The following is an 11,689-nucleotide window of genomic DNA, read 5'->3' as shown; positions in this document are numbered from 1 at the left end:
CGATCAGATGTTCCGGGCGGCCGAATAGACATCCATCAGCCACAGCGACAGCGGCACGATGGCGATGATCAGCAGGTACTCGACGATCTCGATCGCCCGCCGCACCACCGGCGACACGTCCGCGCGAGGCCCGAGCACACCGAAGGCGACCACCGCCGCGGCGACGATCAGCAACAGGCCCGCACCGACGGCGCGCCAATCCTCGTGGGCCACAGCGGCTCCGCTGGTGACGGCGAGCGCCAGCGCGGTGCCGCCCGCGATCATCGTCGACGCTTGGGTGAGATCCGCGTACGCCCGGCCACGCAGGCACAGCACCACCGCGGTGATCGCCGCCAGCACCAACCCCTGCCAGCGCGCCCCGCCCAGCGGGTCGGCACCCAGGACGGCGCCGAAACCCGCTGCGAGCGTGGCGCCCACGATGACTCCGGACTGGTACTGATTGGCCGCGTGGGCTCGGCGTTCCAGCCCGGCCGCCGAGGGCAGCGCGGTCGCGCCGATGACGCCGATATCGGCGATGGTCGGGCGCGGCTCGTGATCGGTGGGGTCGATGGCTCCACCGGCGGTCGGCACCGGGGGTACCGGCAGGCGCGCCGCGGCGACGGCCGCCCGGGGAGCCATTGTGATCAGCACCAGCCCGGCGATCAGCACGCCGACGGCGATCTTCGCGATGTCGAAGTCCCACACCATCCGTACGGCCGCGGCGACCGCGAGCACCGCGGCGCTGGTGACCACCGCGGCCACCACGAGCGATCCGGCGCGGGTCATCGAATACAGCGCCAGCGCCACCACCAGTGCCGCCACCGCCGAGAACAGGACGTGCGGTGACCCCACCCGGCCCGGTGTGAGCAGGCCCGCGCTCGCGCCCAGCAGCGCAATCGCGAACAGCGACAACACGTTCGCGGTCGCGCGCTCCGCCCGATAGCGGCGCGCGACGATCACCGCGGCGCCGGCGGCGAGCACACCAGCGCCGAGCGCGATGAATCCGTTCCAGATGCCGGTGCCCTTACCGGACACCAGGACCGCCACCGCGACGAGTACCGCGATCAGCCCGGCGCCCAATCCCATTCGCCGCGCCGCCGACGGTGACCAGGCGTTGCCCGATTCGGCGGTGAGCCGCGAGACCGCGTCGATCACATCGTCGAAGAGCGCGGGCGCCTCCTTGGCGGTCACCGAGCGCAACACCAGCAACTCGCCGTCGAAAACCTCTGCGTCGGTGAGCGATTGGTGCGGCGGAATGGGATCGCGGCCGATCCGCGCCAGCGTCCAGTGCTGTGCGCGCACGGGCGCGCCCTCGTCGTGTTCGGTCAGGTCGGGATTGCGGGAATCGATCAGCTCGACCAGGTCGGTGATGTACGCCGCGACCGGCACGGTCGCGGGCAGGCCCACATCGAGTTGAGTATTTCCGCCGATCACCGACACTCGGCACAATTCCGGGTCAACGGCCCCCACGCCGCTGCTCGACGACTCGGTCACGGATTACAGAACTCCCTACGATTTTCGTCGCTGTATTGCGACGTTCCAAACTTAACCGAGATCGGCTGTCACGGCAGCCGGTATGCTGAGCGAGAATTAGCACATTCACGCGTTTAGGGGACTGTCCGTATGACCGGCAACCGCCAAGCACAACGCGCCTTCGATGCCGGCGTATTGTCATTGGGCATCGCTATCGACGGCCAGGAATCCACGCCCGATCTCGAATATGCGAAGCTCGCATTCCAGCGCGCCACCGAATGGGATCCGGGCATGTGTGACGCCTGGCTGGGCCGCGCCGCGGCCGGGGAGATCACCCCCGAGGTGGTGTTCAACCTCTACAAGACCAGCGGCTCGACCCTCTACCGCGAGCAGCGCCGGCTCGGTCTGGCGCCGCGGCAGCTGGCGGGCCGGTTCGTGGTGGGCCAGTACATCGACTATCCGCTGGCCGGATACACCGAGATCTGGCTCGCGCAGGCGACCCAGCTGATTTCGGCCGGCGACTACGACGAGGCCGAGCAGGTGCTCGACGAGCTGGCCCGGCATCGCGCGGGCCTGCTGTCGCAGCCCGATCAGGACCTCGACGACCGGATCTGCCAGTACGTCCGCGGCCTGCTGCACTACACGACGCAGCGCTGGCCGGATGTGATGACGGTGCTGGCCGGTTCGGCGGACTGGCAGGATTCCTACCTGGCCGCGGGCGCGCACGTGATGGTCGGCACGGCCTGTGCGCAGCTCGGCCTGTTCGGCGAGGCGATCCGCCGGATGGAGGCCGCCGAGAGCGGCCCGATTCCGGCCGCGGCCACCACCGCCCGGTTCTGCCGCGGGCTGTGCCTGCGCGAGATGGGCCGTGAGGACGAGGCGCAGGCCCTGTTCGAGAAGGTGTTCTCAGAGGCGCCGGATTTCGCCGCGAACACCCAGGCCATGCGCGACCGCAAGTACCGCCTCACGGTGACCTCGAAAGAATTGATCGACGCGCGCACCGACCGCTGGGATCCGGCCTCGGCGCCCACCGCCGAGCAGGTCGAGTCCGAGGAACGCGGCGATCGGGCCAAGCGCCTGCTCGAGGTCGCCCGCGCCGAGCTGGATGAGCAGATCGGCCTGGCCGCGGTGAAAACTCAGGTCGCGAAACTCCAGGCCACCGCGCAATTGGCGAAAATTCGAGCCGAGAAGGGTATGTCCAGCGCGCCACGCGGACAACACCTTGCGTTCACCGGACCGCCAGGAACCGGTAAGACGACGATTGCCCGAGTGGTGGCAAAAATTTACTGTGGGTTGGGTTTGTTGAAAACCGATCGACTGGTAGAGGTAAAGCGTTCGGATTTCGTCGGTGAACATTTGGGAAGCACCGCGATAAAAACAAATAAATTGATCGATTCCGCGATGGACGGAGTGCTGTTCGTCGACGAGGCGTACACACTCATTCAGACCGGCCTGTCCGGCGGTGACGCGTTCGGCCGCGAGGCGGTGGACACCCTGCTGGCCCGGATGGAGAACGACCGCGATCGGCTGATCGTCATCATCGCCGGCTACGACGGCGAGATCGATCGATTCCTGGCCTCCAACGACGGTCTGGCGTCCCGCTTCGCCAAGCGCGTGAAGTTCGAGTCCTACACCCCCGAGGAACTCGGCCGGATCGGTCAGTTCATTGCGAGCAAACGGGATTCGGAGGTCGCCGAGGATGCGCTGGAGCTGCTCCAGGCCGCGTGCCGGGAGCTCTACGAGCGCCAGGTGGTGGACCAGAGCGGTGAGCAGCGGCGGGCGGTGGACCTCGCCGGTAACGGCCGCTTCATCCGCAACGTGATCGAGGCCGCCGAGGAGGAGCGCGAATTCCGTTTGGCCACAGACGAATCCATCGACTTGTCGGCGGTGGACGAGACGGTGCTCATGCGGATCGAAGGCGCCGATATGGCCAAGGCGCTGGAAGGTGTGCTCGGCGGGTTGCGCTGAGCCGCACCCGCGGCCGGCGTACCGGTCGCCCCGTCGGGCGGCCGGTGCCGATCAGTTGATCTTACCGGGCGGCGGGATCGGCCGGGCGCACGCTGTCGCGCTCGGACCCGCGTCCGGACACTGCGGCAGGCTGTCGTGACTCGTCAACGCGTCCTGCCGGGTCAGCGCCGGGCCCGCCGACAAGGCCTCCACGATCGGCTTCGGCGCCGGCTTCGGAGTCTTCGGCATCCCGAGGACCTTGGCGGTGTCGGCATCCGGGATGCCGTATCGAATCCCGTTGTCGCCCACATAGAACAGCGGGCCGTTGCTCACCGCGCCCGGCTCCGCGCCGACCGACCGCACGAACTCCCCCGTGCCCGGGCGCAGATAGACGCCGTCGATCCGATCGCCGGCGCCGTCGGCGGTCGCCGGAACGACGGGCTCCGCATCCGCGGGCAGGGGCAATGCGCGGCCCGCGAGCAGGGTCACGGTGGCGCGCGCATCGTCGGCGGCGCGGGTCCACGACAGGCAGGCAACCGGATCGGCGTCGGGCGCGAGCACGGACGGAATCTGCTGCGGGAAATCGTCGATCGGCAGCCGGTGCAGAACCGGAATACCGACGATGCGGTCCGGCGGCACGGTCGAGATCTCGTTCATCCCTTGGGAATTCGCGTCGCGGATCAAGCCGGCGGCAAACGGCGTGACCCGCTGCACGCCGTCGGCGAGGACCACGTACAACTCGTCGGCGTCCACGCCGTGTACTCGGATCACACCACCGACCGGCACATCCGACAGCTTGCCCGGACCGGGCGCGCCGTGCCGGTCGATCTCCGGAACCGTCAGCGGCGGAACGGGTTCGGTGGCATCGAGCAACGCACCGCCGATCGGGCGCGGACGCTGATCGCGCAATCCGAGGGAGCGGATCAGAACGGAATCACCGGGATCGATCTCGGCGCGCTTACCGTCGTAGACGAGGAAGGTCTTACCGCCGTGGGTGGCCAGCAGCGCCTGATCCGCGCGCGCCGGCACCGCGCGGGTGCCACCGGCCGGAGTGTCCAGCGGCCCGGCGATCACCGTGGTGAGCGGGCCCGTCGCGACCGCACCACCCGTCGCGGAGGGCAGCAGGTTGTCGCACATCGTCCAGGTGGACCGCCGGGGTTCCCCTGATCCGGGCAGGGCGCCGGGCGCGCCCGGAATGCCCAGCAGCGGACCGCGCGGCTGGGTCAGTTTGCTGTCCTTGACCGAGGCCGGCGAGGCGTCGGTGCCGGTGATGAGACGCGCCGAGGCCAGGTTGAGCACCGGATGCAACGTTCCGTCCACGAGGACGTAGAGCGCACCGGAATCCTTGCCCATCACGATCTTCGAGTCACCCACGGAGCCCTGCGGGTGCAGGAAGGCGAGGATCGCCGCACCCGCCACGCCCAGCAGTCCCAGTACGGCGCCGATCACGAGCGAGCGGAACTGGGTGCGCATGGGATCGTGCAGCATCCGCACGTCGCGCCGGACGAGCGCGTGCTCGTAGCGCTTGAGCAGGAACCGGTAGCCGTTGACTTGGGCACGGGTCGTCAACTGCGCCGGCACAACCGCCTCCCGATACCCACTAGCTGATTCCGATGACCCGATTCGAGGGCGCGAACCGCATCCGGCCGCGCCTCGACAGACTAGCGAAGCCGAACGAGTTCGGTCCATTATGTGCGCATGAACTCCACCGCGCGCGGAGAAAAAGTCACACCGCCTGAAGACGATTCATCCGACGCTTCCGAATCGCGCTCGAACACACCGCAATTGCGCTCGACGGAATTCTGGCTCTTCCACCTGCTGCCCCTGCGTCTGGTGCTCCCGGTGCTGGTCACGGCGGCTGTTGGCGCCTTCGCGGCAAGGGTTTTCACGCCGCTCTGGTGGGTTCCGGTCGGTGTCGCCGCGGTGTTGGTGATCGTCGCGCTGGCGCCGATTCGCGGCACTTCTCTCGCACAATCTCTGGCACGCGGAATTACCTTTCGTTGGCAATTGTTTCGTAATCGTTCCACCGCCGTTCAACATTCGCCGTTCAATGTTCCACTGACCGAAGGCGGAAGTTACGGAATGCGCTGGGACGGTGACCGGCTCATCACCATGTTGCGGATCGACGCACAGCCGCGAACGGTCACCCGGCTCAGCCCCAGCGGGCTGCTCGGCGACGATATGCTGCCGCTGGCCGAGATCGCGCGCTGTCTCGATCAGTTCGACATCCGGCTGGCCGCCATCGATGTGATCAGTACCGGATCACGCAGTGCCGGCACCGGTGCGGTGGCACGCACCTACGAGAGCATCCTCGGGCCGCTGCCGGCCGTGGCGCATCGGACGGTCTGGGTCGTCCTGCGGCTGGATCCGCTGGCCAACGCCGCCGCCGTCGATCGGCGCGGCGGCGGGGCGGAGGGGACCTTGCGCTCGGCGGTGGTGGCCACGCGGCGGGTGGCCAATCGACTCGCCGCGCACGGTCTGTCGGCGGTCGCGCTCTCGGCGACCGAGATGAATCAGGCGGTCGCCCAGCTGACCCTCGGCGCGGCGCCGGAGGAATTCGAGGAGACGACGGACAGCCTGATCCACAACGGTTTTCACCACACCACCTACCGGATGACCCCCGAGGCCCTGGGTTCTCGCGGCATCGCCGAGGTGTGGTCGACGCCGACGGTAACCTCCACGATCACCGTGCGGCTACAGCGGGTGGATTCCGGTCCCACCACGGGCGCGATCACCGACACGTCCATCGCCGTGACGGCGACCGCACGCTTCGCGACCCGCGACGCGCCGTGCCGGGTGCGCTCGGCCGGACTGATTCCACTGCCCGGAAAGCAGCGGCGCGCCTTGCTTTTCAGCCTGCCGCTCGGCACCGGAGTGCCGGCGCTGCCGCTGGACAGCTACCTCGGACCGCCGGACGCGCTGGATCGGGTGCCGATGCCGATCGCCGGCTGCGGACAGCTCATCGGCGCCGACAACTCGGGACAAGGCGTGGCGCTGCCGCTGGTGAGCCGGCACGTGCGCAGGGTCGAGGTCATCGGCTCCCCGCTGGTCGCCAAACAGGTCATCCTGCGCGCGATCGCGTTGGGCGCCAGTGTGGTGGTGCATACCAATCGGCACGACGAGTGGCGGCCGATGGTCGGTTATGTCGATATGCCGCAGGCGCTCACGCTCGCTACCTGGTCGGCCGGTTCCCAGCAGGCCAGTTCGTATCGGTTCGCGACCATGGTGGTGTTCGACGGCATCGCGCCGAGCGGGCACCACTCCGACGCCACCGTGATGGTGCTGCGCCAGCACGGGCCGGTAGCGGACGGATTTGAGCCCGATGTCACCCTGATCGAGGACCCCGTGACCGCGAATATGGTCACCGTGCGCACCGAGAGCGGGGAGACCAGCGTGTACATGGTCGCCACGCCGGAGGAACTGCGGTATGTGGGGGCGAATCCTGCGGTCCCGGCCTGAACGCAACCGCGGCTGCGGGGGCGCCTTGCGGATTGCTCGGCACCTATCCCGCTGAGAGTCCGTCGTCCGCATCGAACCGCTCCAGCGCGGCCGCGGTTTCCTGGGTCAGCGGGTCGTCGATTCCGCGCAACCACACGAGATCCTCATGCAGCTCGCTGAATGTGGTGCGGGCCTCCGTGCGATGACCGATGAGCGCCAGCAACCGTCCGAGAGCCAATCGCAACTCGAACGCCATTTCGCTACAGTCACTCTGCGCGGCGCGCACATCGTCCAGCACCGCACGCATTCCGGACAAGGCTTCGGTGAGTTCGCCGAGCTCGATGCGGCAGTCCGCGGCGAACTTGCGGCATTGGATCGTCAGGTCGTCGGCGAACCCCTTCACCCGGGCCGAGGCCGCCGCAAGAACATCGAATTCCGTTCTCGCCTTGCGGTATTCGCCGCCGAGGAAGCGAGCGAGCGCTATGTCGAACCGTAGTTCCAGTACCCGCGGGCTCTCGGTGCCGAAGGCGCGCCCCGCCGGCTCGAGGATGCTGCTGAGGACATCCGCCGCCTGCAGTGGACGGTCCGCGGCGAGCAGGTCGCGGTACTCGTCCAACTGTTGTCGCAGCCGCTGCTCGAGCACCTCATCGCTGATCGGCGTGGTGGCGGGCAGCGCGCCCTGGAACCGGATAGTGGGCGCTACCTGTTCCGGGCGCAGAGGTGCGTTGGGTCGGCGAAAAATCGCCGTCGGGTCGGGCACGCCCGGCAGATACCCATCGCTCGGTCCGACAGTCGACTCCGTTCGGGGCAGCAACGGAAGCAGTCGCTCGTACACGTCCGCTGCGGCAGCCGGTCGCTGTTCGGGCTCCTTGGCGAGCAGGTCCAAGACCAGCCGGTCCAATTCGGCAGGGATCTCGCCGCGCAGTTCGCGGGGCGCAGCGGGCGGGGTGACAGCGTGGTGGTGCAGCACCATCGGCGCCGTGCCGTCGAATACGGGCGCGCCGCACAACATTTCGTAGAGAATGCAGCCGAGCGCATACAGGTCGGTACGTGGTGTTGCCTTGGCGCCGATGGCCTGCTCGGGCGACATATACGCCACCGAGCCGAGAATCGCGCCCGTCATGGTCAGCTTCGGCACGCCGGCCGTGAGGAGCGCCGCGATGCCAAAGTCGATGATCTTCACGGTGCCGCCGGGCGTGACGAGGATATTGTCGGGTTTGAGATCGCGGTGGACCACTGGCAGCGCATGCGCGTAGGAGAGCGCGGTGGCGATCTGCGCGGTCACCGCGACGGCCCATTCGACCGGCAGCGGGACATCGGGGTCGAGATAGTGCCGCAATGTGTGGGCGCCCTCGACGAGTTCCATCACGAGGTACACCTCGCTCAAGTCCGCATGGAGGACCGCGTCGTACACCTGGGGCACGCCGTGGTGCCGGATCTGCGCGGTGATCCGGGCTTCCCGACGAAACCGCTCGGCGAACTCGGCGGCATCGGTCTGCGAGTGAATCTGGGTGAACCGGATCATCTTCACCGCGATCTCACGGTCGAGCACGGTGTCGTACCCGCGCCAGACCGATCCCATCCCACCGAACCCGATTTCCTCGATCAGGTCGTACCGCATACCGATGCGACGCGCCGGCACCGTCTACCCCCTGCCATCCCGCGACAGCCCTTCCACCGTCCGCTACATCTCGGGCAGTCCGTGCCGCCGCCCGAGCAGCCGAAACGCCGCTGTCCGCGCCTGCCGATCCAGGTCCTTCTTGAACTCGTTGTCCCGGGCGAAGTACCGCTCACCCAGGTCGTTGAGAGTATCGAAGTGTTCGACCATCTTCTCGGCGAACACCTTGTCGAAGACGACGCCGAAGTCGTCGACATTCTTGTTCGCCAGGCGCGCCTGCTCCACCTGCGGTTCATCCATGGCGGCGTTGAATGGCACAGCGAGGTGTTCCTCGGAGAACTCGGTACCGAACCGCTCGTTGAACCGCTCGACCAGCGCGGACAACAGGGACTTCTCGGGCTCCTTGGCCGGCCCGGTACCGTCACCGAACCCCCGTAATTCCTGTGAGCCTTCCGGAGCCAGCCCGAGGTCGTGTTCCCCGGTCTGCTCGAGCCGGAGGTGGCTCAAGTCGATCTCGCCGATGTCGATGCCCCCATCAGCACGTCGCGGCAACCGATTCAGCAGGTGACGCCCGTATAGGTGCAGCAGCTCAAGATCGGGGTCCTGATAGGGCACGATTTGCGCGAGGAACCCGTACTTGCGGACGTAGTCGTTGAGGTTGGCGCGGAACGATTCGGCGAGCGCGACATCGTCTTCCTCCTCACTGTTGAGAAACACAGCGAACCGGTCGACCGCCGGTGCCAAATGCCGATACAGCTCGGCATGCAACTTGGCCCACTTCGCGGCCGATCCGGCCGCCTTCTGCTCGGCGACGAGATAGGCGGCGGCGAAATCCCTCATCTCCTGCGTGATCAGGATCGGCGCGGCCGTCACCAGGTCGCGTGCGACGTACAGCAGGTTCGGGTCGGTCGGCAGGGTGAACGCGTCTTCGTAGTAGGGCGCGAACGCTTCCTGGATCTTCTCGGCTTCGTTGACGAAGTCGAGCACCACCAGATCTTGCTGCGATTTGCCTTCGCGGGTGCGGTTGAGTCGCGACAGTGTCTGCACGGCGGCGATTCCGGTCAGCGTCTTGTTCACGTACATGGTGGTGAGCAGCGGCTCGTCGAACCCGGTCTGATACTTCTCGGCGACCACCAGGATCCGGTATTCCTTCTGCCCCATGCCACCCACCTGGGTGGCCCGGTCGTCGGCCCGCGTGTACCGGAACGCCTTGGGAAGTGCGGATTCGGCGAGCCCACCGTTCTCCGACGGCTCGGTGACCTCCACGCCATCGACCTCGAGGCTGCCGGAGAACGCCACCAGCACACCGACATCCGGGTATTTGATGTCGTACTCCCGGTCCTTCAGGTACTCCTTGATCGCCCGCGCCATCGCGACCGCGCTCTGCCGGGAAGCAGTCACCACCATCGACTTCGCCCGGCCACCGAGCCGCCCGCGGGTGTGCGCGATGAAGTGCTCGACGATCACCTGCGCGTGCTGCTGCACCGCGTACGGGTGCATGAACGCGAACCGTGCGAGCAAGTTCGAGGCTTTGGCCTCGGGCACTTCGACGTCGTCGGGATTCTGGTTCACCAGGCGGTAGTAGGCCTTGTAGGTGACGTAGTTGCGCAGCGGGTCGAGGATGAACCCTTCCTCGATCGCCTGCCGCATCGAATACGTATGGAACGGACGGTATTCGGCGCCGTCGGCGGTACCGAAGTTCTCGAGGGTCTTCGCCTTCGGCGTCGCGGTGAACGCGAAATAAGAGATGTTGGCGGCCTTCGCCCGCGCCTCGGCTTTACGCCGCAGGCGTTCGTCGATGCTCACCTCGACCGCGCCCTGGTCCTCGTCATCCGCATCAAGTCCCATGTCGCGCAATGCGGTCCGAACAGCTGCTGCGGCGTCACCAGACTGCGAGGAGTGCGCTTCATCGATGATGACGGCGTAGCGGCCATCGGCCAGCTCGGCCTGCTCGCGGCGCAGATAATCCAGCAGCGCCGGAAAAGTGTGCAGCGTGACGGTGATGATCTTGCCGCTCTGCGAGTTCAACGCCTGGGCCAACTGCTCGGACTTCGAGCCCGCCTTGTCGTCGATCTTCCTCACCAGACCGGACACCTGCTCGAACCCGCCGACGGTGTCGCGAAGCTGCGAGTCCAGGTTGCGCCGGTCGGTGATGATGATGACCTTGTCGAAAACCGGTACGCCCGGCGGCAATCCGGCCGCCCGCGCCTCCGGGTCGAGGTTCTCCAGCCGTTCGGTGTGCAGGTCGCTGAGCCGGTGCGCGAGCCAGCCGATGGTGTTCGACTTGCCGGAGCCTGCCGAGGCCATGATGAGGTAGTCATGCCCCGATCCGTGGGTCGCCGCGTGCGCGGCGAGCTTCTTGACCACGTCCCACTGGTGGAAGCGTGGGAAGATCGTCGAGCGAGTCGCCTTGCCGCCCGCACCCTTCGTCTCGGCGGTGTGCACGAACCGTTCCAGCAGGTCCAGCCAGTTATCCGGCTGCCACACCTGCTTCCACAGGTACGAGGTCGCGTACTCGCCTTCCGCGGTGGCCGGCGGATTCCCTTTGCCGCCGGCATTTCCCGGCCCCTCCGAGCCGGTGTTGAACGGGAGGAACACCGTCTTCGCCGCCCGCAGCTGCGTAGTGACGAACACCAGATCCGGGTCGACAGCGAAGTTGGCGATCACCCGATGCTTGAAGATCAGCTCAGTGGGATCGCGGTCCTCGCGATACTGCCGCTTCGCTTCCTCGACACCCTGCCCGGTCAGCGGATTCTTCAACTCCGCTGTTGCCACCGGAATCCCGTTGAGCAGCAACGCGAGATCCAGACGCGGTCGCGAAGCGCCGGGCTTCGTGGCGTATGGCAGTTCGCGAACTATCGCGAGCCGATTGGCATTATAAGCATCCAGCACGTCCTGCGAGCCGACGAGGTTCGGCTTGAAGTAAGCAACGCGGATCAGAACCCCCCGATCCTTCACCCCCTCCCGCAGGACCCGCACCAGCCCCTTCGCAACCAGCTCCTGCCCCAGCCGCTTCGCGAACCCCCGCTGCGCCTCATCCTGATCGTCGCCGTAGGTGGCGAGCAGCTCATCCCACTCCGTCTGCTGAGTCTGCGAGATGAAGGTCAGCAACTCCCCCGTATCCAGCCCGAGCTCCGCCCGGTACTCATGCGAATTCCCCTCCCGCCAGCCGTTCTCCACCATCGCCTGAACGATGGCCGCCCCGAACACCTGCTCGCTGTGGACCGACATTTT

The 11,689-nt window shown here is 67.1% G+C and carries 6 protein-coding genes; 2 read left to right on the top strand and 4 right to left on the bottom strand.

The window, feature by feature from the left end; translation table 11 throughout:
• Positions 1–3: 3 nt before the first annotated feature.
• On the bottom strand, positions 4–1,473 hold the full coding sequence (gene eccD / locus C5E41_RS27930) for a type VII secretion integral membrane protein EccD (protein WP_104378721.1): 1,470 nt from the start codon (positions 1,471–1,473) through the stop codon (positions 4–6).
• Between the two features lie 129 nt (positions 1,474–1,602).
• Here eccD and eccA point away from each other — a divergent pair, with 129 nt between their 5' ends.
• Positions 1,603–3,420, top strand: coding sequence for a type VII secretion AAA-ATPase EccA (gene eccA / locus C5E41_RS27925; RefSeq protein ID WP_104378720.1), 1,818 nt, complete (start codon positions 1,603–1,605; stop codon positions 3,418–3,420).
• Positions 3,421–3,471: 51 nt separating this feature from the next.
• On the opposite strand, the gene eccB is transcribed toward eccA, so the two are convergent.
• Positions 3,472–4,980 carry a type VII secretion protein EccB gene (eccB, locus tag C5E41_RS27920; protein WP_104378719.1) on the bottom strand — a complete coding sequence of 503 codons (1,509 nt, stop codon included), beginning with the start codon at positions 4,978–4,980 and terminating at the stop codon, positions 3,472–3,474.
• Between the two features lie 117 nt (positions 4,981–5,097).
• On the opposite strand from eccB, the gene eccE reads away from it, so the two are divergent.
• A complete protein-coding gene (gene eccE / locus C5E41_RS27915) occupies positions 5,098–6,858 on the top strand; it encodes a type VII secretion protein EccE (RefSeq protein WP_104378718.1) in 1,761 nt (586 codons plus the stop codon).
• A 43-nt stretch (positions 6,859–6,901) separates the two neighbouring features.
• Here the strand turns inward: eccE and C5E41_RS27910 are convergent, their stop codons facing one another.
• The gene (locus C5E41_RS27910) at positions 6,902–8,479 is read right to left on the bottom strand and encodes a serine/threonine-protein kinase (protein ID WP_219823270.1); all 1,578 of its coding nucleotides are present in this window, start codon (positions 8,477–8,479) and stop codon (positions 6,902–6,904) included.
• 42 nt (positions 8,480–8,521) lie between these two features.
• Entirely contained in the window at positions 8,522–11,686 is a 3,165-nt protein-coding gene (locus tag C5E41_RS27905) for a type I restriction endonuclease subunit R (protein WP_104378716.1), read from the bottom strand.
• Positions 11,687–11,689 lie beyond the last annotated feature (3 nt).

The sequence above is a fragment of the Nocardia nova genome, from assembly GCF_002933465.1.
GTDB lineage: Bacteria > Actinomycetota > Actinomycetes > Mycobacteriales > Mycobacteriaceae > Nocardia > Nocardia nova_B.
This window is presented reverse-complemented; position numbering and strand designations above follow the sequence as displayed.

Excerpts from the sequence above, each read along its gene's own strand:
- eccA (WP_104378720.1), top strand. The coding sequence starts at position 1,603 with ATGACCGGCAACCGCCAAGCACAACGCGCCTTCGATGCCGGCGTATTG.
- eccE (WP_104378718.1), top strand. The coding sequence starts at position 5,098 with ATGAACTCCACCGCGCGCGGAGAAAAAGTCACACCGCCTGAAGACGAT.
- C5E41_RS27905 (WP_104378716.1), bottom strand. The coding sequence starts at position 11,686 with ATGTCGGTCCACAGCGAGCAGGTGTTCGGGGCGGCCATCGTTCAGGCG.